We start from the raw sequence: 20,177 nt of genomic DNA on the forward strand, positions 1-20,177 counted from the left end.
GGGACCTCGGACGGGAGGAGGGCGGGGCGGGACAGGGTTAGCGTAGACGCATGGCGGCGCACGGCAGGGCGGGCGAGCACCCGCGCCGCTCCCCGCGCTGGCGGGCCGCGGTCCCGGTGGTCGCCGTGCTCGGCGGCCTGCTCTTCGCCACCGCCGCGCGCAGCACCGGCCCGGACCCGCGGGCCGGCAGCCGCACCGACCTCGTCGACGTCATCAGCGTCGACGAGCGCGGCGTGCTCGAGCTGACCGGACGGGTGGCAGGGCTCCAGCGCGAGGTCGAGCAGCGGGCCCGCTCGGCGGGCGGCGCGGCCGGGGCCGAGCAGCAGCGCGCGGACGCAGCCGCGGTCGCGGCCGGTGTCGCGCCGGCGCGCGGGCGCGGCCTCGTCGTCACGCTCGACGACAGTCCCCGCGACCCCGGCGACCCGGCGCTGCCCGCGGACACGCGCCCGGACGACCTCGTCGTCCACGAGCAGGACCTGCGCGGGGTCGTCAACGCCCTGTGGGCGGGCGGTGCCAGCGCGCTCGAGGTCATGGACCAGCGCCTCACGTCCACGAGCGCCCTGCGCTGCGCCGGCAACGTGCTCACCCTGCACGGCCGGACCTACGGCCCGCCGTTCGTCGTGCGCGCCGTGGGCGACCCGGTCAAGTTGCGGGCCGCACTGGACGAGGACCGTAGCGTGAGGATCTACCGGGAGTGGGTCGCGCGCGTCGGGCTCGGCTACGACGTGCGCGCCGCGGCGGCGCTCGCCCTCCCCGCCGCCACCGGCACCGTCGGGCTCTCGGTCGCGTCGCCGGAGCCGGTGTCGTGACCGCCGCGCTCGACGCGCCGGTCGCCCCCCTCCCGCCGCCGGCCCGCCGCGGCTTCCGCGTGCTCGGCCTGCTCCTCGGCGCGCTGAGCGACGTGCTGCTCACCGCCGGGATCGTGCTCGTGGCCTTCTGCGCGTACGAGCTGTGGTGGACCAACGTGCAGTCGGCGCAGGAGCGCGACCGCACGGTCCGCCAGCTCGAGCGCAGCTGGGCGGTCGCCGGCGGTTCCTCGGGCGGCTCGGCCTCCGCCCCTGCCGCTCCCGCCTCGCGTGTGCCCGCGGGCCCCGAGCACTGGGGTCCCACGCACACCGGCACGCCGTTCGCGCTCCTCCGCATCCCGCGGCTCGGCCGCAGCTGGTCCGAGCCCCTCGTCGAGGGCGTCGAGGCGCCGCAGCTCAAGGAGGGCATCGGGCACTACGTCGGCACGGCGCTCCCGGGCCAGCTCGGCAACGTCGGGCTCGCCGGGCACCGGGCGACCAACGGCGAGCCGTTCCGCGACCTCGACCGGATGCGGGTCGGGGACCAGGTGGTGGTCGAGACCGCGACCCGCGTCTACACCTACGTCGTCATCAAGCCGTGGTACCTCGTCTCGCCGACCACGCTCGCGGTGATCGCGCCCGTGCCCGGCCACCCCGGCGCCAGGCCCACGGAGCGGCGGCTCACGCTGACGACCTGCAACCCCCGCTGGGCCTCCACCCAGCGGCTCATCGTCGAGACCCGGCTGGTCAGCATCCGGGCAAAGGGGGCCTGAGGTGTACGCGTGGATCTGGCGCCACCTGCCCGGGCCGTGGCCGGTGCGGACCCTGCTCTCCCTCGTACTGCTGGCCGCGACGGTCGCGGTGCTCTTCACCGTGGTGTTCCCCTGGGCCGAGCAGGCCCTCCCCTTCACCCGGGTGACCGTCCACTAGCGGGTGGCACGATGGGGGGCGTGAGCGTCCGCATCCTCGTCGTCGACAACTACGACAGCTTCGTCTACAACCTCGTGCAGTACCTCGGGCAGCTCGGCGCCCGGACCGAGGTGCGGCGCAACGACGAGGTCGAGGTGGACGAAGCGCTCGACGGCGGCTGGGACGGCGTGCTCGTCTCCCCCGGCCCCGGCACCCCCGAGCGGGCCGGAGTCTCCGTGCCCCTCGTGCGCGCCGCGCGGGAGCGGGCCGCCGCCGGGGAGCCCGCGGCGCCGCTGTTCGGCGTCTGCCTGGGCCTGCAGGCCATGGGTGTCGCGTACGGCGCGGTGGTCGACCGCGCGCCTGAGCTCCTCCACGGCAAGACCAGCCTCGTCGAGCACGACGGCGCGGGCGTGCTGGAGGGCCTCCCCACGCCGTTCACCGCGACGCGGTACCACTCGCTCGCGATCGACCCCGCGACCGTCCCCGACGCCCTCGAGGTCACCGGTTGGACCGCGGGCGGGGTCGTCATGGCGGCGCGGGCGCGCGACGCCGCGATCGAGGGCGTGCAGTTCCACCCCGAGTCGGTGCTGACCGAGGGCGGGCACCGGATGCTCGCCAACTGGCTGGTCCGCTGCGGCGACCCCGGTGCGGTCGACCGCTCAGCCGGGCTTGCGCCGGTCGTGGGACGAGCGAGCGCCTAGCCGTGGCAGGCTCCCGTCGCGTCGCGCTCGGCGTCGCCGTCGTCTCGCTGGTCGTCGCGCTCGTCCTGGTCGTCGCCGGACGGCCGCGCGGGGCGCTGGTGCTGGTCGTCGAGGGCGCGGCCCTGCTCGTGGTGGTCGCGGCCCGTCAGGCAGCCGTCCCCGCCGCTCCTCCGACGGCCGCCGACGTCGCCTGGGCGGCCTCCGTGCTGGGTCAGCACGGGACCGATCCCCGCCGGCAGGCCGTGCTCGGCGTCAAGCAGCTGCGCGACGCGCGCCCGCAGCTCGGCCTGCGCCAGGCCCGCGACCTGGTCCGGGCGCTGCAGCAGCCGCCGCGCTGATCCGCGGGTCCGCCGCTCAGCCCGCCGCGCGCTGCTGCGCGGGGACCTCGCCGCGCCGCCGGCGGCGGGTGGCCTTGTCCGCGTACATGCCGGTGTCGGCGGCCGCGATGAGCGCGTCGGCATCGAGCCCGCCGCCCGGCTGCGCGACCGCGCAGCCGACCGAGGCACCGACTCCGACGCCCGGGAGGTCCGGCAGCAGCCCGGGCCGGGAGACCAGCGCCCGGAGCCCCGCGGCGAGCTCGAGCGCCTCCCCGGTCCCGGCACCGTGCGGGAGCGGCGCCACCACGAGGAACTCGTCGCCGCCGAGCCGGGCGAGGACGTCGTCGGTCCGCGCCCACCCCCGCAGCCGGGTGGCGACGGCCACGAGCAGCTCGTCCCCGCGCAGGTGCCCGTGCAGGTCGTTGACCTGCTTGAACCCGTCGAGGTCGAGGAAGAGCACGGCCACCGGGACCCCGGAAGCAGCGGCCGCGGGCAGCAGGGCCTCGAGCCGGGCGATGGCCGTGCCCCGGCCGAGCAGCCCGGTCAGCCCGTCGTGGCTCGCGCGGTGGGCGAGCTGCGCCTCCGCCTGGGCGCGCTCCCGCGCGATCTGCGCGACGCGGGCGAGCACGAGCGGGACGACAGCGGTGGTGCCGACGAGCAGCTGCACTCCGTCGGCGGGGAGCGCGAGCAGCTGGCGCACGCCCGCGAAGAGCGGGGCGGCGCCCAGCGCGGCGCCGAGGGCCACGAGCCGCGGGGTGGTCAGCCGCTGCTCCACGGCGCGCCCCGGTGTGCCGAGGTGCACGGTCGAGGGGTGCAGCGCGGCGGCGCCGACCGCCAGGTAGCCCGCCTCGAACAGCAGGAAGACCCAGCCCGGCGGGGTGTCGGAGGTCGCCGGCGCGGTCAGCGGCCAGGCGACCTCCCCGCCGAGCGAGACCGCCGTCGCCGTCGTGAGGTACGCGAGCGAGGGCCGCGCCGCCGGGCACGTGCGCGCCAGCTGGACGAGCGCGCCCAGCGTCATGCAGACGAGCGTGACGATGACCAGGTCGTACGCCTGGGCACCGGTCGGCACCCCCGCTGCCCGCAGCCGGGGGCTGAGCAGCACCGTCCACAGCACCCCCGACGCGACGGCGCCGGTGATCGCGGCGTCGGTGACCCCGCCGGGGTCGTGCGTGGCGTGGCGGAGCACGACCTGGACCGCCGCGGCGAAGAACAGCAGCCAGCCGAGCGCGTTGCAGAGCAGGTCCAGGCGGCCGGCCAGTCCGGAGAGCGGGCTGCCCGCCGGCACGGTGGCGGTCGCGTTCGCGACGGTGAGCAGGACGAGGGCGAGCACCACCTGCCGCCAGAGCCGCCGCAGGTCGGGCTGGTGCAGCCGGGTGCCGGCCTCGACGAGCAGCGCGCCGACGACCGAGAGGACGACCATGCTGTCCAGGGCCGTCGCCCGCCCCGGCGACGCGGCCAGGCAGGCGGCGGCGGCCAGGGCGCCGAGCGGCAGCACGGCGTGCACAGCGCTCCTGGCGCTCCTGGCACTCCCTGGCAGGCCCACGGCCCTGCTATCGGCAGGTCGGTGCCGGGACTTGCGCGACTACGTGCGGATCCAGTCGAACGTGCGCTCGACCGCGCGCTTCCAGTCGGCGTACTCCTCCTCGCGGCGCTCGGGCGCCATGCCCGGCACCCACTGCGCGGCCCGGTGCCAGTTGCGCCGGAGCACGCCGAGGTCGGGCCAGAAGCCGATCGCCAGGCCGGCGGCGTACGCCGCTCCCAGCGAGACGGTCTCCGCCACCAGCGGGCGGACGACCGGGACGTCGAGGACGTCGGCGAGGAACTGCATCAGCAGGTTGTCCGCGGTCATGCCCCCGTCGACGCGCAGGGTGGTCAGCGGGATCCCCGAGTCGGCGTTCATCGCCTCGACGACGTCGCGCGTCTGCCAGCCCGTCGCCTCCAGCACCGCCCGGGCGAGGTGGCCCTTGGTGATGTACGACGTGAGCCCGACGATGATGCCGCGCGCCTCTGAGCGCCAGTACGGCGCGAACAGCCCCGAGAACGCCGGCACGATGTAGCACCCGCCGTTGTCCTCGACGGTGCGGGCGAGGGTCTCGATCTCCGCGGCGCTGCTGATGAGGCCCAGCCCGTCGCGGAACCACTGGACCAGCGAGCCGGTGATGGCGATCGAGCCCTCCAGCGCGTACGCCGCCGGCTGGCCCGCGATCTGGTAGCCGACCGTCGTCAGCAGCCCGTGGCTGGAGGGCACGGGCTCGGTGCCGGTGTTGACGAGCAGGAAGCTGCCGGTGCCGTACGTGCACTTCGCCTCGCCCGGCGAGAAGCAGGTCTGGCCGAAGAGCGCGGCCTGCTGGTCGCCCAGCGCAGCGGCGATGGGCACGCCCGGCAGGACGGTCCGGGCCTCGCCGTAGACCTCGACCGACGGGCGGATCTCCGGGAGCATCGCGCGCGGCACGCCGAAGTGGTCGAGCAGCACGTCGTCCCAGGCCAGCGTGCGCAGGTCCATGAGCAGCGAGCGGCTCGCGTTGGTCACGTCGGTGATGTGGAGCCCGCCGTCCGGGCCGCCGGTGAGGTTCCAGACGAGCCAGCTCTCGACCGTCCCGGCGATCACCTCGCCCGCCTCGGCCCGGGCGCGCAGACGGGGGTCCTGGTCGAGCATCCAGCGCAGCTTGGGCGCGGTGAAGTACGGCGAGACCGGCAGCCCGCACCGGTCGCGGAACCGGTCGTGGCCCTCCTCGCCGGAGAGCTCCTCGACGAGCTGCGCGGTGCGGGTGTCCTGCCACACGATCGCCCGGCTCACGGGGACGCCGGTCGCGCGGTCCCACACGACGACGGTCTCGCGCTGGTTCGCGATGCCGATCGCCGCCACCTGCTCCGGGCCGGCGCCGACGCGGCGCAGCACCTCGGGCGCGAGGCGGGTGAGGTTGCGCCAGATCTCCGTGGCGTCGTGCTCCACCCAGCCGGGTTGGGGGTACCACTGCTTGTGCTCGCGCTGCGCGACGTCGACGAGCCGGCCGTTGCTGTCGAACAGGATGCAGCGGGTCGACGTCGTGCCCTGGTCGATGGCCATGACGTAGCGCTCGCTCATCCCCGCACCGCCGCTCACCACCTCGACATCACCATCTGGGCGCACCGAGGTCGCGCGAGACGTTGCGGGCGGCGTCGCGCACGAGCGTGACGAGCCGGGCGTGCGGGTGCCCCGAGCCGTCGCAGACGCGCTCGACCGCGCCGCGGATCCCGATCGCGCCGACCACCAGGCCGCCGCTGCCCCGGATGGGCGCGGCGACGCCCGCCTCGCCCGCGGTGCCCTCCTCGACCTCGAGGGCCCAGCCGTGCTCCCGGACCTCGCCCAGCACCCTGCCCAGGGCGCGGCGCGAGGTGATGGTCCGCGCGGCGTACGCCTCGAGCGCGTCGGGCAGCGTCGTGCCGCCCGCGCTGAACGCGAGCAGCACCTTCCCGAGCGCGGTCGCGTGGAGCGGGAGAAGGGCGCCGACGTCGAGCACCTGGAGCGAGTCGTCGGGGCGGAAGACGTGGTGCACGACGAGCACGCGGCCGTCCAGCGGGGTGCCGATGCGCACGGCCTCCCCGCTGCGCGAGGCGAGCGGGTCGGCCCAGTTGATGGCCCGCGAGCGCAGCTCGTTGACGTCGAGGTAGCTCGTGCCGAGGTGGAGGAGCGCGGCGCCCAGCTGGTACTTCCCCGTCGTCGTGCTCTGCTCGACGAAGCCGACCTGCTCGAGCGTGCGGAGCAGCCCGTGCGCCGTGCTCTTCGCCAGCCCCAGCGTGCTCGCGACCTCCGCGACGCCGAGCCGGCCCTGCCCTGCCGCCAGCAGCCGCAGGATCGCTGCGGCGCGCTCGACGGACTGCACGGCACCGGGCACGCCCGCACCCTATGCCCGGCGCGGCCGAGGACCAACGGCGCGAATCGTGCGACATCGTCGTACGCCGTCCCGTTGACCAGCGCGGCAGGCCTTCCTAGCGTCGGGAGCAGACGCCAGGGCACGGGCCCGGGCACCTCGACGTGGAGGACCCATGGCACTACGCAGACCGACGGGGATGGTGGGGGAGCTCGCCGCGGAGTTCGCGGGGACGATGATCCTCGTCCTGTTCGGGACGGCCGTCGTCGCGCAGGTGGTCGCCGGGGGGATCGGAGACCACGACAGCATCACCTGGGCCTGGGGCTTCGGCGTCATGCTCGGCGTGTACGTCGCGGCGCGCATCTCCGGCGCCCACCTCAACCCGGCCGTCAGCGTCGCGCTCGCGACGTTCGGGAAGTTCGAGTGGCGCAAGGTGGCGCCGTACGCCGCCGCCCAGACCGCGGGCGCGTTCGTCGCCGCCCTGCTGGTGCGCTGGAACTACACCGAGGTCATCGGGAAGTACGACCCCGGCCACACCGTCAAGTCGCAGGGCATCTTCTCGACGCTGCCGGGCAACGGCGGGCTCCCGGTCCACGAGTGGGGCGCGTTCCGCGACCAGGTCATCGGCACCGCGATCCTGCTCTTCCTCATCGCGGCGCTCTCCGACGTGCGGAACATGCCGCCCATGAGCAACCTCGCTCCGGTCGTCGTCGGCCTCGTCGTCGTCGCCATCGGCATGGCGTGGGGCACGGACGCCGGCTACGCCATCAACCCCGCCCGCGACTTCGGCCCGCGGCTCGCCTCGTGGCTGACCGGCTACGGATCGGCCTGGAAGGACCAGTACGGCAACGTCTACTTCTACATCCCGATCATCGCCCCGCTCATCGGCGGCGTGATCGGGATGGGGCTCTACGAGGGGCTCGTCGGGCGCTTCATGCCCGCGACGCCCGGCGATGCGCAGGAGGAGGGCCGCGTCCCCACCACGGACCCCGCGGCCGAGCAGCAGCTCGCCCCCGGTGACCCGCGGGCCGACATGAGCGGCATCGAGCTCCCGCGCGGCGACTACCAGCGCCACTGACCGCACACCCACTGAGCAGGAAGGACTTCTCCATGGCGGACTTCGTCGGTGCGGTCGACCAGGGCACCACGAGCACGCGGTTCATGATCTTCGACAAGGGCGGCAACGAGATCGCCCGCCACCAGCTCGAGCACGAGCAGATCCTCCCGCAGCAGGGCTGGGTCGAGCACAACCCCATCGAGATCTGGGAGCGGACCAAGACGGTCATCGGGACCGCCCTCGGCACCGCGAACCTCCAGGCCAGCGACCTCGCCGCGCTGGGGATCACCAACCAGCGCGAGACAGCGGTCGTGTGGGACCGGAAGACCGGCCGGCCGTACTACAACGCGATCGTCTGGCAGGACACGCGGACCGACCGCATCGCGAGCGCGCTGGACCGGTCGGGGAAGGGCGACGTCATCCGGCAGAAGGCAGGACTGCCGCCGGCGACGTACTTCTCGGCGGGGAAGGTCCAGTGGATCCTCGAGAACGTCGACGGGGTGCGCGAGGCGGCCGAGCGCGGCGACGCCATCTTCGGCAACACCGACAGCTGGCTGCTGTGGAACCTCACCGGCGGGACCGACGGCGGCGTCCACGTCACCGACGTGACCAACGCGAGCCGCACGATGCTGATGAACCTCGAGACCCTCGACTGGGACGAGGAGCTGCTGGGGCTGTTCGGGATCCCGCGCTCGATGCTGCCCGAGATCAAGCCGTCGTCGCTGCCCTCGGGCTACGGCACCACGCGCGCCAACGGTCCGCTGCGCGGCGAGGTCCCGCTCACCGGGGCCGCCGGTGACCAGCAGGCCGCGATGATCGGACAGGTGTGCTTCTCTCCCGGCGAGGCGAAGAACACCTACGGCACCGGCAACTTCCTCCTGCTCAACACCGGGGAGGAGCTGGTCCGCAGCAAGAACGGCCTGCTGACGACCGTCTGCTACCAGCTCGGCGACGCCAAGCCGGTGTACGCCCTCGAGGGCTCGATCGCGGTGACCGGCTCCGCCGTGCAGTGGCTGCGCGACCAGCTCGGCATCATCCGCAACGCCGGCGAGTCCGAGTCCCTGGCCCGCCAGGTCGAGGACAGCGGCGGCGTCTACTTCGTGCCGGCGTTCTCCGGGCTGTTCGCGCCGTACTGGCGCTCCGACGCGCGCGGCGCGATCGTCGGGCTCTCGCGCTACAACACCAACGCCCACATCGCCCGGGCGACGCTCGAGTCGATCTGCTACCAGACCCGCGACGTCGTCGAGGCGATGGAGCAGGACTCCGGCGTCCACCTCGACGTGCTCCGCGTTGACGGCGGGATCACCGTCAACGAGCTCTGCATGCAGATCCAGGCCGACGTCCTCGGCGTCCCGGTCTCCCGTCCCGTCGTCGCCGAGACGACGGCGCTGGGTGCCGCGTACGCCGCCGGCCTCGCGGTCGGGTTCTGGAGCTCGCAGGACGACCTGCGGCAGAACTGGAACGAGAGCAAGCGCTGGTCGCCGGACTGGAGCGAGGAGCAGCGCGACACGGGGTACCAGAAGTGGAAGAAGGCCGTCGAGCGGACGTTGGACTGGGTGGACGTCGACTGACCGTCACCGCCACCCGTCGGGGACGGGCAGGGCGCCGGTCATCCCCGCCCTGCCCGCCCCCGGTCGCACGACCCGCCCGCACCACCGACGACACGACGCACGACACGACGCACGGCACGAAGACCTAGGACAGCAAGGAGTCCTCCTGTGGCATCCCGCCCGCTCGGCCCGCAGTACCGCCAGGACGCGACCAGCACCCTGCGCTCCACCGAGCTCGACGTCCTCGTCGTCGGAGGCGGGGTGACCGGTGCCGGCGTCGCCCTCGACGCGGTGACGCGCGGCCTGCGGGTCGGGCTCGTGGAGGCTCGCGACTTCGCCGCCGGCACGTCGAGCCGCTCGAGCAAGCTCATCCACGGCGGCCTGCGCTACCTCGAGCAGAAGGACTTCACCCTCGTGCACGAGGCGCTGCGCGAGCGCTCGCTCATGCTGCGCTCGCTGGCCCCCCACCTCGTGCGCCCGGTGCCGTTCCTCCTGCCGCTGCAGCACCGCGTGTGGGAGCGCGGCTACATCGGCGCCGGCGTCACGCTGTACGACGTCATGGCCGGACTCGGCGGCTCGCGCGTCGTGCCGCACCACAAGCAGCTCACCCGCCGCGGCGCGCTGAAGCTCGCGCCCGGACTGCGCCCCGACGCGCTCGTCGGCGCCATCCAGTACTACGACGCGCAGGTCGACGACGCGCGCCACACGCTGACGATCGCGCGCACCGCGGCGGAGTACGGCGCCACCCTGCTCACCAGCGCCCGCGTCACCGGCTACCTGCGCGACCGCAACCGCGTGGTCGGCGCGACGGTCAAGGACCTCGAGTCCGGCGAGGAGTTCGCGGTCCGCGCCAAGCGGGTCATCGCCGCGACCGGCGTGTGGTCCAACGAGGTGCAGGAGCTCGCCGGCGCCCACCGCTCCTTCTCGGTCAAGGCGTCGAAGGGCGTGCACATCCTCGTCCGGCGCGACCGCATCGACCTGCACAGCGGGATGATCCTGCGCACCGAGAAGTCCGTGCTGTTCGTCATCCCGTGGGGCTCGCACTGGATCATCGGGACCACGGACACGCCGTACGACCTCGACAAGGCGCACCCGGCGGCGAGCTCGGCGGACATCGACTACATCCTCGACCACGTCAACGCCGTGCTCCGCTCCCCGCTCTCCCGCGAGGACATCGTCGGGACGTACGCCGGGCTGCGCCCGCTGCTCTCCGGCGACGCGGACGACACCGCGAAGCTGTCCCGCGAGCACACGGTCGCGGAGCCCGCGCCGGGCCTCGTCATCGTCGCGGGTGGGAAGTACACGACCTACCGCGTCATGGCGAAGGACGCCGTGGACTTCGCGACACGCAACTTCCGCCACCCGGTGCCCGCCTCGGTGACCGAGACGCTGCCGATCCTCGGTGCGGTGGGCTACCAGGCGCTGCGCAACCAGCGCGAGCAGCTCGCCACGCGCTACGGCATCCCGGTGGAGCGCGTCGACCACCTGCTCTCCCGCTACGGCAGCGGCATCCCCGAGCTCATGGACCTCATCGGCGGCGACCCGTCGCTGGGCCAGCCGCTGTCCGGCGCGCCGGACTACCTGCGGGTGGAGATCGCCTACGCTGCCAGCCACGAGGCCGCGCTGCACCTCGAGGACGTGCTCACCCGGCGCACCCGCATCTCGGTCGAGGAGCCGGACCGCGGCGTCGCCGTGGCGGAGGAGGTCGCCGCGATCCTCGCCGAGGTGCTCGGCTGGGACGCCGCGACCGTGCGCCGGGAGGTCGACCACTACCGCGCCCGCGTCGAGGCCGAGCTCGCGGCGTCGAGCGAGCCGGACGAGGCCGTCGCCCAGCAGATCCGGCTCGCCGCGGGGGACATCCTCGACCGCTACGGCAGCGCCGCGCAGGACGCCGAGCCGGCCAAGGCCTCGGAGAGCCCGGCGGCGCCCGGGGTCGCCCCGCCCGCGAAGGTCGGCTGAGCGCCCTCCTGGCCTGGCCTCCTACTGGTCGGGGCCCCCGGACGCGCCCGGCTGCCCCGGCTGGGGCGGCTGGGCCGGCTGCGAGGCCCCGCCGTCACCCGGGGTGGACGCGGCGGGCGTGCTGGGCGGCGGGGGTGCGGTGTAGCGGCCGTAGCGCAGGATGATCCGCGCGCCCTTCGGCGCCGTCGACCCCGCGTCGGGGGCCTGGCTGAGCACGACGCCGTCCTGGTCCTGCGAGTCCACCTTCACCGAGGCGGTCGAGGTGCGGAACTGCCCGGCGCTGTTGGCCAGGATGAGCTTGGCGTCGGCGAGCTGCTTGCCCTTGACATCGGGGATGGGGACGCGGCCGTTGGCCACCGAGAGCACGACCGTCGAGCCCGGCAGCACGGACGTCCCGACCTTGGGGTCGGTGTCGAGCACGGTCCCGGCGTCCTCGCCGTTGGTCGAGTCGACCTCCTTGCGGCTGGCGAGCAGCCCCGCGCTCTTCAGCTGGTCGACCGCGTCGGCGTAGGTGGAGCCCTGCACGCTCGGCACCGGGACCTTGTCCGGCCCGGAGGAGACGATGATCGCCACCACCGAGCCCTTGGGCACCTCGCCGTCCGGGTCGGTGGAGATGACGAGCCCCTCGGACACGTCCTTGCTCGCGCGCTTCTGCGGCGGGGAGGCCACCTTCAGACCGGCCCCCTGCAGCTTGGTCGTCGCGAGGTCGACGGTCATGCCGGAGACGGAGGGCACCTGGACCTTGCGGTCGCTGAGGTACTGCCGCGCGACGACGACCCCCACGACGAGGACCGCGACGAGCGCGAGCGCCAGCAGGGCGTACGCGCCGCCCCGCCCGCGCCGCGGGCCCTGCTCGTAGGCCACGGGCGCGACCGGCACCTGCTCGCGGCGCACCACGGTCGGCGGCTGCGCGCGGCGCACCGGGGGGATCGCCTGCGTCGCGGACGTGACCTCGGGGCGCGGGAGCAGGGGCATCGGGACGGCCCCGCCACCGCGTACGCGGTCGACGTCGGCCTTCATCGCCGCCGCGGTCGGGTAGCGGTCCGTGCGCTCCTTCGCCAGCGCCCGCAGCACGACCGCGTCGACCGACGCGCCGAGCGACGGGTCGAGCGACGAGGGCGCGGGCGGCGGTTCGGAGACGTGCTGGTACGCGATCGAGACCGACGACTCCCCGACGAACGGCGGGCGGCCGGTGAGCAGCTCGAACAGCACGCAGCCGGTGGAGTAGAGGTCGGTGCGGGCGTCGACCTGCTCGGCGCGGGCCTGCTCCGGGGAGAGGTACTGCGCGGTGCCGACGACCGCGGAGCCCTGCGTCACGGCCGCGGTCGCCTCGGCGATCGTGCGCGCGATGCCGAAGTCCATGACCTTGACCTCGCCGCGCGGGGTCAGCATGACGTTGCCCGGCTTGATGTCGCGGTGGACGATGCCGTGCCGGTGGCTGTAGTCCAGCGCGGTGAGGATGCCGGAGACGATCTCGAGCGAGCGCTCGGGCAGCGGCCGGCGGCCGGACGCGAGCAGGTCGCGCAGCGTGGACCCCTCGACCAGCTCCATGACGATGAACGGCACCCGCGCGCCCCCCACCCAGTCCTCGCCCGTGTCGTAGACGGCGACGATCGTCGGGTGGTTGAGCGAGGCGGCGGACTGCGCCTCGCGCTTGAAGCGGTCCTGGAACTCCGGGTCCCGGGCGAGGTCGGCGCGCAGCATCTTGACCGCCACGACCCGGCCGAGGCGCACGTCGAGAGCGCGGTGGACCTCGGCCATGCCCCCCCGGCCGAGGACCTCGCGGATCTCGTAGCGCCCCCCGAGCAGCAGCGGCTCTGCGGTCACGCGTCCCCTCCTCCTTCATGGCCCCGTGCGACGGGCACGCCCCCGTCGTCTTCCCCCGGAGCCGACGCCGACCCCCGCAGGGCCGTCAGCGCTGCTAGAGCTTCGCGCACGTCGCACCCCCGCCCGCGGGCCACCAGACGGTGACCTTGGCCTGCCGCCCGGTCACCTCGACCGAGGCCACCGAGCAGGCGGGGTGGGCGTCGTCGAGCGCCTTGTGGAGCCGCTTGTAGCTGTAGCCGGCAGCCTTGAGCGCGGGGAACGCCGCGCTGTCGGGCTGGCCCACGAGGGTCTGCGGGTCGAGCGCGCCGCCCGCCGCCGGCTGGCTCGCGGCGCCCGAGTCCTCGGGAGTGCTGCTGGGCGTCGCGGACGCGGAGGCCGAGGTGGACGCGCTCGCCGAGGCGCTCGCCGACCTGCTCGCCCGGGAGGAGGAGTGCGGCACGGCCGAGCCCGAGCCGCCGGTCAGCGTCGAGCCCAGCGCGTACGCCCCGGCGGCGGCGAGCGCGAGCACGACGACGGCGACGAGCAGCGCGGGACCGAGGCGGCGCCGGCGCCGCGGCGGGGTGAACGGACGCAGCGCGTCCTGCGGCGCGGGGGTGGCGGCGCGTACGGGCTGGCTGCGGGTGGGGGCGGGGTCGCTGAGCGGCAGGACCACCTCGGTGGCCCCCTCGACGGGGAAGCCGGCCGCGAGCCCCGGGGTCGAGCCGCGCAGCGCCTCGGCCCGCTCGGCCACCGCCCGGTCGTCGGGCCGGTCGGCCGGGTCCTTCGCGAGCATGGCGAGCACGAGGTCCTTGAGCGGCTGCGGCACGGTCAGCGGCAGCGGCGGCGGCGGGTCGGCGGCGTGCGCTGCCGCCACGTCGACCGCGGTCTCGCCGATGAAGGGGCGGTGGCCGGCCAGGCACTCGTAGGCCAGGACCCCGAGGGCGTAGACGTCGCTCGCCGCCGTCGCGGTCCGGCCGTGCGCCTGCTCCGGGGAGAGGTACGGCGCGCTGCCCATGACGGTCCCGGTCGCCGTGAGCGGCAGGGCGTCGGCGGCGCGGGCGATGCCGAAGTCGGTCACCTTGACGACGCCGTCGGGCGTGAGCAGCAGGTTGCCCGGCTTCACGTCGCGGTGCACGACACCGGCCGCGTGCGCGGCCTGCAGCGCGCGGGCGGTCTGCGCCAGCACGTCGAGGGTCGCGGGCACGCCGATCGGGCCCCGGTCGAGCAGCGCGGAGAGCGGCTGTCCGGGCACGAGCTCCATGACGAGCCAGGGGGAGGCGTCGGAGCCGCCGAAGTCGTAGACCTGGGCCACGCCGGGGTGCGTGAAGGCAGCGGTGTTGCGGGCCTCCGCGCGGAACCGGTCGTGGAACGCGCTGTCCCCGGCGTACGCGGCGTGCAGCACCTTGACCGCGACCTCGCGGCCCAGCCGCTCGTCGACCGCGCGCCAGACCTCGCCCATCCCGCCGCGGGCGAGCAGGTCGACCAGCCGGTAGCGCTCGCCGAGGACGTCCCCTGCCTGCATCACTGCCCTCCACCCAGCACGGCCTGGATCACGGACTTCGCGATCGGCCCGGCGACCTGGTTGCCGCTGATCTCCTGCGCGGTGCCGCCGTTCTGCACGAGCACCGCCACCGCCACCTTGGGGTCGGTGGCGGGCGCGAAGGCGACGAACCAGGCGTGCGGCCGGTCGCCCTCGCCGGCCTGCGCCGTACCGGTCTTCGCGGCGACCTGGACGCCAGGGATCTGCGCGTTGGTGCCGGTGCCGTGCTGGACGACGTCGACCATCATCGTGGTCAGCTCGCGGGCGACCTGCGGCGTCACGGCCTGCTCGACCTCCTCCGGCTGGGTCTTGTCCAGCACCGTCAGGTCGGGAGCGGTCACCCGGTCGACGAGGTACGGCTTCATCCGCTTCCCGCCGTTGGCGATCGTCGCGGCGACGACGGCCATCTGCAGCGGGGTGGCGCGCACGTCGAACTGGCCGATCGCACTCTGCGCGGTCTGCGGCGCGTTCGGCGCGTCGGGGAAGACGCTCTGCGCCACCGGGAGCGGGATGCTGAGGTCGGGGTCGTCGAAGCCGAACTTGTCCGCCTGGTCCTGCAGCGCGTGGGCCCCGAGCGCGAGCCCGACGGCGCCGAAGACCGTGTTGCAGGAGAGGTCCAGCGCCGTCTGCAGCGTCGGGTGCCCGTCACCGCAGGGCCGGCCGTTCTCGTTGGGGAGGTCCTTGGTGGTCTGCGGGAGGTCGAGGGTCGCCGGGCCGTCGACCTTGCCCGTGCGGGTGTACTTCCCGGAGGAGAGCGCCGCCGCGGCCGTCACCAGCTTGAAGGTCGACCCGGGCGGGAAGTCCTCGCTGGTCGCGCGGTCGAGCAGCGGCTGGTCGGGGTCCTTGACCAGCGCGTCGTAGTTCTTGAGCACGGTCCCTGCGTCGTGGCTCGCGAGCAGGTTGGGGTCGTAGACCGGGTAGCTCTGCAGCGCGAGGACCGCGCCGGTGCGCGGGTCGAGCGCGACGACCGCGCCCTTGCCGCCGGCCTTCGCCAGCCCGCGGCTCGCCGCCTGCTGGGCCGCGGCGTCGAGCGTGAGCTGGACCGTGGCGCCCTCGATGCGCTGGCCGGTGACGAGGTCGATCGGACGGCGGATGCGCAGCCGGTCGTCGTCGCCGGAGAGGAAGGAGTTGGCGTACTTCTCGATGCCGGTGCGCGAGAACAGCGAGGAGTAGCCCGTGACGGAGGCGAACAGCCCCTTGGTGGGGTAGCTGCGCAGGTAGGTCAGCGCGTCGGTGGTCTTGACGCTGCGCGCGACCTGCTGGCGCCCGACGAGGATCGACCCGCGCTCCTTCGAGTACTCGAGCAGGAGCACGCGCTTGTTGCCGGCGTGGGAGTTGAGGGAGCCGGCGTCGACGGCCTGCAGGTAGGTCGCGTTGAGCAGCAGCAGCGCGAACAGCGCCATCAGGGCCGCCGACATGCGGCGCAGCTGGCGGTTCACGCCGCGACCCGGTGGGCGCTCGTGCTCGGGACGCTCGCGGCCGGGGCCGGGCGGCGCGCGGCGTCGCTCATCCGCAGCAGCAGGGCGACGATCATCCAGTTCACGACCAGCGAGGAGCCGCCGTAGGACAGGAACGGGGTCGTGAGCCCCGTCAGCGGGATCAGCCGCGTCACGCCGCCGACGACGACGAACACCTGGATGCCGAGGATGAACGACAGGCCCGCGGCCAGCAGCTTGCCGAACGCGTCGCGGCAGGCGATCGCCGTGCGCAGCCCGCGCTCGACGAGGATGCCGTAGAGCAGCAGGATCGCCATGAGCCCGGTGAGGCCCAGCTCCTCGCCGAACGACGCGACGATGAAGTCGCTCTTCGCCAGCGGCACGAACTGCGGGTTGCCCTGGCCGAGCCCGGTGCCGAGGATGCCGCCGGCGCCGAAGCCGTAGAGCCCCTGGGTCAGCTGGTAGCCGCGCCCCGCCGCGTCGGCGAACGGGTGCAGCCAGGTGTCGACGCGCACCTGGACGTGGCCGAAGGCGCCGTACGCGAGGTAGCCGCCGAGCGCCAGCAGCAGCCCGCCGAGCAGCAGCCAGGAGCGGCGCTGCGTCGCGACGTAGAGCAGCATGACGAACGAGCCGAAGAACAGCACCGACGTGCCGAGGTCGTTCTCGAGCACGAGGATCGCGAGGCAGGCCACCCAGACGAGGAGCAGCGGGCCGAGGTCGCGGGCGCGCGGGAGGTCGACCCCGAGGAACCGGCGCCCGGCCAGGGCCAGCACGTCGCGCTTCACCACGAGGTAACCCGCGAAGAACAGCATGAGGACGACCTTCGCCGCCTCGCCCGGCTGGAACGAGAAGCCGGCTGCCCGGATCCAGATGCGCGAGCCGTTGACGTCGCGGCCGATCCCGGGGACGAGCGGCAGCAGCAGCAGCGCGATGCCCGCGACCATCGAGGTGTAGGTCCAGCGCTGCAGCGTGCGGTGGTCGCGCACGACGAGCAGCACGACGACGAACAGCGCGACCCCGAGCGTCATCCAGGTCAGCTGCGCGAGCGCGTCGCCGCTCAGCAGCGCGTCGTCCGCCGTGCTGCCGTGCGCGCTCGCCAGGTCGAGCCGGTGGATCATCGCGAGGCCGAGCCCGTTGAGCAGCCCCACGACCGGCAGCAGCACCGGGTCGGCGTAGCGGGCGGTGCGGCGGACGACCACGTGCGCGACGAGCAGCAGGCCGCCGAGGAACGCGCCGTAGGTCCCGAGGTTGGGGGGGACGCGGCCGCTGACCGCGAGGCCCACCGCGGCGTACGCGCCGACGAAGACCGCGCCGCCCAGCACGAGGAGCAGCAGCTCGGCCCCGCGGCGGGAGGAGGTGACCGCGGGCGTGAGCGTCGTGGCGCTCACCGGCGGGCCGCCGTGGCTCGGGCGGTGGAGCGCGCCGTCGCCCTCGCGGTCGCGCGCAGCGTCGCCGGGGTGCTGCGGGGGGCCGCGCTCGCCGTGGCCGTCCCCCGCGGGGTCGGCACCGCTGCCGCGCTCGCGCCGCTCGGGGCCACCGCGCCCGCCGTCGGGGCCGGCGACCCGGTGGTGCCGCTGTCGGGGAGCTCCTCGCGGCACGCGGGCGAGGTGGGGTCGGTCTTGCACTGCGCCACCTGCTGGGCCAGCGCGCCGATCCGCTGGTGGGCGTCGGCCAGGCTGTCGACGGTGATGCCGTCGGCCAGCTGGTCGCGGGTGTACGCCGGCAGGTCGCCGAGCGCGATCCCCTCGCGGGAGACCACGCGGGAGAGCGAGAGCCCGGCGAGCGACTGCGGGAGCCCGCGGTAGATCGCGACCTGCCCCTGGCTGGTGCCGACGTAGTACTGCCGCTGCGACCAGCTCCACGCCGCCCAGGACCCGCCCGCGAGGGCGAGCAGGAGGGCGACCAGGACGACGAGCGGCCAGCGGGAGGGCCGGCCGCGCGGCGGCTCGTCGTCCTCCTCCTCGTCCGCGCGCGCCGGGCGCAGGGCCGCGGCCCGGCCGGCGGAGGACCCGCTCGGCCCGTCCCCGCGGCGCGCCACCCGGTCCTCGGCCACCGCGCCGACGACCTGCGGCACCTGCGAGGGGCTCGCGTCGGTGTCGACGACGTCGGCCACGATCACGGTGATGTTGTCGGGGCCTCCCCCGCGCAGGGCGTACTGCACGAGCGCGCGGCAGGCCGCGTCCGGGTCGGGGACGCTCGCCAGGACGTCGGCCAGGGTGTCGTGCGAGACCACGCTGGACAGCCCGTCGCTGCAGAGCAGGTACCGGTCGCCGGCGCGGGCCTCACGCACGGAGAGGTCGGGGTCGACCTCGTCGTGGCCCATGAGCGCGCGGGTGATGAGCGAGCGCTGCGGGTGGGAGTCGGCCTCCTCGCGCGTGATGCGCCCCTCGTCGACGAGCGTCTGGACGAACGTGTGGTCGTGGGTGATCTGGTCGAACGCCCCGTCGCGCAGGAGGTAGGCGCGGGAGTCGCCGATGTGGACGACGGCCAGCCGGGAGCCGGCCCGCAGCAGCGCGGTCAGCGTGGTCCCCATGCCGACGAGGCTCGGGTCGCCGAGCACGATCGCGGCGATCTGCTCGTTGGCCTGGTCGACCGCGCCGCGCAGCAGCCCGAGCAGGTCCGAGCCGGGCGCGTCCTCGTCCAGCGCGGACATCGTCGCGACGGCCACGGAGCTCGCCACCTCGCCGGCGACGTGCCCGCCCATGCCGTCGGCCACGACGAGCAGCCGCGGACCGGCGTAGCCGGAGTCCTCGTTGCCGTCGCGCAGCAGCCCGACGTCGGAGCGCGCGGCGTAGCGCAGAGCGGTCGCCATGGGGGTCGCCGGCCTACTTGCGCAGCTCGACGACGGTGGCCCCGACGCGCACGGGGACCCCGGGGCGCACCGCCGTGGGCTCGGCGACGCGCGCGCGCTCCACCCAGGTGCCGTTGGTGGAGCCGAGGTCCTCGACGTACCACGTCCCGTCGTCGCCGAAGAAGCGCGCGTGGTGGCTCGAGGCGTACTCGTCGGCGAGCACGATGGTGTTGCCGGCGGCGCGCCCGAGGGTGATCGGCGCGTCCTCGAGCGGGACGGTCGTGCCCGCGAGCGGACCCTCGGTGACGACGAGCAGGCTGGGGGCGCCGCGCCTGCGGCGGGGCCGTGCCGGGCGCTCCTCGCGAGCGGGGGCGGGCGCCGGACGGGCCGCCGCGCCACCCCGCCCGCGGGAGGCGAGCCGGGTGCCGAACAGGTCGGAGCGCATCACCGAGACCGTGGTGAGGACGAACAGCCACAGGACGGCCAGGAAGCCGAGCTTGATGACGCCGAGGGTGAGGCCGGAGAGCTCCTGCACGCCTAGCCGCCCTCCCCGCCGCGCTCGCTCACCGCAGCCCCGGGATGAACGACTCGCCGCCGGGCCGGACGGGGCCGGAGCCCCTGCCGTCCCTGCCGCCGCCGTCGTCGTAGCGGTCCTCGCGGTCCCGGCCGCCGCGGTAGGTCACGGTCGTGCGTCCCAGCACGAAGGCGGTGCCGTCGACCAGCTCGAGCTCGCGGACGCGCTGGCCCTCGACGAGCGTGCCGTTGGTCGACCCCAGGTCGACGAGGCGGGCGCGCTCGCCCGCGACCTGGATCTGCACGTGGCGCCGGGAGACGCCGGGGTCCTCGAGCCGGACGTCGGCCTCGGAGCCGCGCCCCACGACGGTGACCGCCTTGACGAGGGGGTGGCGCACCCCCGCGACGTCGAGCCAGGGCTGCGCGAGGACCGGGCGCGGTGCGGCGAAGACCGCCGTGGCCTCCGGCGGGACGGGAGCGCGCAGCTGCGGGGCGGGCGGCGGGAGGACCGGCGCGGCCGGCCGCGCCACCGGAGGGGCGGGTGCGGGCGGCGGCGCGAGCGGTGGGGCCGGCGCCGCGTGGGCGTCGGCCGCGCTGCGCACGCGGAACACGCCCGTCTCGAGGTCGTCGTGGCGCTCGAGGACCACCTGGAGCGGTCCGGCCGGGAGGTAGCCCTGCGCCGCCGCGTGCTCGGCGAGGATCTCCACGAGCTCCCCGGACAGCGGCTCCTCCCAGGGGAGCAGCCGCTCGTGGTCGTGCGGGCCGAGCTCGACGACGTAGGAGTTCGGCACCATGCTGCGCTCGCGGGAGACGACCTGGACCCGGTCGTCGGCCTCCCGGCGCAGGGCCGCCGCGATCTCGACCGGCTGCACCTCGGACTTGAAGGTGCGGGCGAAGACGCGGTTGACGAGCCCCTCGACGCGGCGCTCGAAGCGCTGCATGCCGCTCACCCCGTCTCCCCT

18 protein-coding genes are annotated in these 20,177 nt (G+C 74.9%); 8 read left to right on the forward strand and 10 right to left on the reverse strand.

Annotated features, from left to right (window positions below; translation table 11 throughout):
• The first annotated feature begins 50 nt into the window (after positions 1-50).
• From EV189_RS02380 to EV189_RS02395, 5 genes are read left to right on the forward strand one after another with little or no spacing between them, the layout of a single operon-like run.
• Positions 51-809 (forward strand): DUF881 domain-containing protein, encoded by a 759-nt coding sequence (locus tag EV189_RS02380; protein WP_130491336.1) that lies wholly within the window; start codon positions 51-53, stop codon positions 807-809.
• A complete protein-coding gene (locus EV189_RS02385) occupies positions 806-1,558 on the forward strand; it encodes a class E sortase (protein WP_165400086.1) in 753 nt (250 codons plus the stop codon). The genes EV189_RS02380 and EV189_RS02385 overlap by 4 nt, the downstream gene beginning before the upstream one ends.
• 1 nt (position 1,559) lies before the next feature.
• Complete coding sequence (locus EV189_RS19980; protein WP_165400087.1) at positions 1,560-1,715, forward strand: hypothetical protein; 156 nt, start codon at positions 1,560-1,562, stop codon at positions 1,713-1,715.
• A 20-nt stretch (positions 1,716-1,735) separates the two neighbouring features.
• On the forward strand, positions 1,736-2,395 hold the full coding sequence (locus tag EV189_RS02390) for an aminodeoxychorismate/anthranilate synthase component II (RefSeq protein ID WP_130491338.1): 660 nt from the start codon (positions 1,736-1,738) through the stop codon (positions 2,393-2,395).
• A gap of 2 nt (positions 2,396-2,397) precedes the next feature.
• Positions 2,398-2,733 carry a hypothetical protein gene (locus EV189_RS02395; protein WP_130491339.1) on the forward strand — a complete coding sequence of 112 codons (336 nt, stop codon included), beginning with the start codon at positions 2,398-2,400 and terminating at the stop codon, positions 2,731-2,733.
• A gap of 16 nt (positions 2,734-2,749) precedes the next feature.
• Here the strand turns inward: EV189_RS02395 and EV189_RS02400 are convergent, their stop codons facing one another.
• The 3 genes from EV189_RS02400 to EV189_RS02410 form a co-directional block, all read right to left on the reverse strand.
• Entirely contained in the window at positions 2,750-4,216 is a 1,467-nt protein-coding gene (locus tag EV189_RS02400; RefSeq protein ID WP_130491340.1) for a GGDEF domain-containing protein, read from the reverse strand.
• A gap of 78 nt (positions 4,217-4,294) precedes the next feature.
• Positions 4,295-5,797, reverse strand: coding sequence for a glycerol kinase GlpK (gene glpK, locus EV189_RS02405; protein ID WP_130491341.1), 1,503 nt, complete (start codon positions 5,795-5,797; stop codon positions 4,295-4,297).
• Positions 5,798-5,825: 28 nt separating this feature from the next.
• Positions 5,826-6,587 carry an IclR family transcriptional regulator gene (locus tag EV189_RS02410; protein ID WP_130491342.1) on the reverse strand — a complete coding sequence of 254 codons (762 nt, stop codon included), beginning with the start codon at positions 6,585-6,587 and terminating at the stop codon, positions 5,826-5,828.
• Positions 6,588-6,738: 151 nt separating this feature from the next.
• On the opposite strand from EV189_RS02410, the gene EV189_RS02415 reads away from it, so the two are divergent.
• The 3 genes from EV189_RS02415 (at position 6,739) to EV189_RS02425 (ending at position 11,129) form a co-directional block, all read left to right on the forward strand.
• Positions 6,739-7,641 carry an MIP/aquaporin family protein gene (locus tag EV189_RS02415; RefSeq protein ID WP_130491343.1) on the forward strand — a complete coding sequence of 301 codons (903 nt, stop codon included), beginning with the start codon at positions 6,739-6,741 and terminating at the stop codon, positions 7,639-7,641.
• Between the two features lie 32 nt (positions 7,642-7,673).
• On the forward strand, positions 7,674-9,191 hold the full coding sequence (gene glpK, locus EV189_RS02420; RefSeq protein ID WP_130491344.1) for a glycerol kinase GlpK: 1,518 nt from the start codon (positions 7,674-7,676) through the stop codon (positions 9,189-9,191).
• A gap of 147 nt (positions 9,192-9,338) precedes the next feature.
• The gene (locus tag EV189_RS02425) at positions 9,339-11,129 is read left to right on the forward strand and encodes a glycerol-3-phosphate dehydrogenase/oxidase (RefSeq protein WP_130491345.1); all 1,791 of its coding nucleotides are present in this window, start codon (positions 9,339-9,341) and stop codon (positions 11,127-11,129) included.
• 21 nt (positions 11,130-11,150) lie between these two features.
• On the opposite strand, the gene pknB is transcribed toward EV189_RS02425, so the two are convergent.
• The 7 genes from pknB to EV189_RS02460 form a co-directional block, all read right to left on the reverse strand.
• Entirely contained in the window at positions 11,151-12,956 is a 1,806-nt protein-coding gene (gene pknB / locus EV189_RS02430; RefSeq protein WP_130491346.1) for a Stk1 family PASTA domain-containing Ser/Thr kinase, read from the reverse strand.
• A gap of 94 nt (positions 12,957-13,050) precedes the next feature.
• Complete coding sequence (locus tag EV189_RS20555) at positions 13,051-14,457, reverse strand: serine/threonine-protein kinase (RefSeq protein WP_231115993.1); 1,407 nt, start codon at positions 14,455-14,457, stop codon at positions 13,051-13,053.
• Entirely contained in the window at positions 14,457-15,914 is a 1,458-nt protein-coding gene (locus EV189_RS02440) for a peptidoglycan D,D-transpeptidase FtsI family protein (RefSeq protein ID WP_130491347.1), read from the reverse strand. The genes EV189_RS20555 and EV189_RS02440 overlap by 1 nt, the downstream gene beginning before the upstream one ends.
• Positions 15,911-17,299, reverse strand: coding sequence for an FtsW/RodA/SpoVE family cell cycle protein (locus EV189_RS02445; protein ID WP_130491348.1), 1,389 nt, complete (start codon positions 17,297-17,299; stop codon positions 15,911-15,913). Before EV189_RS02445 ends, EV189_RS02440 begins: the two co-directional genes overlap by 4 nt.
• Positions 17,296-18,723 (reverse strand): Stp1/IreP family PP2C-type Ser/Thr phosphatase, encoded by a 1,428-nt coding sequence (locus EV189_RS02450; protein ID WP_130491349.1) that lies wholly within the window; start codon positions 18,721-18,723, stop codon positions 17,296-17,298. Before EV189_RS02450 ends, EV189_RS02445 begins: the two co-directional genes overlap by 4 nt.
• Before the next feature lie 13 nt (positions 18,724-18,736).
• Complete coding sequence (locus tag EV189_RS02455) at positions 18,737-19,237, reverse strand: FHA domain-containing protein FhaB/FipA (protein ID WP_231115994.1); 501 nt, start codon at positions 19,235-19,237, stop codon at positions 18,737-18,739.
• A 28-nt stretch (positions 19,238-19,265) separates the two neighbouring features.
• Entirely contained in the window at positions 19,266-20,156 is an 891-nt protein-coding gene (locus tag EV189_RS02460) for an FhaA domain-containing protein (protein ID WP_231116090.1), read from the reverse strand.
• Between the last annotated feature and the right edge of the window lie 21 nt (positions 20,157-20,177).

The organism is Motilibacter rhizosphaerae (genome assembly GCF_004216915.1).
GTDB lineage: Bacteria > Actinomycetota > Actinomycetes > Motilibacterales > Motilibacteraceae > Motilibacter > Motilibacter rhizosphaerae.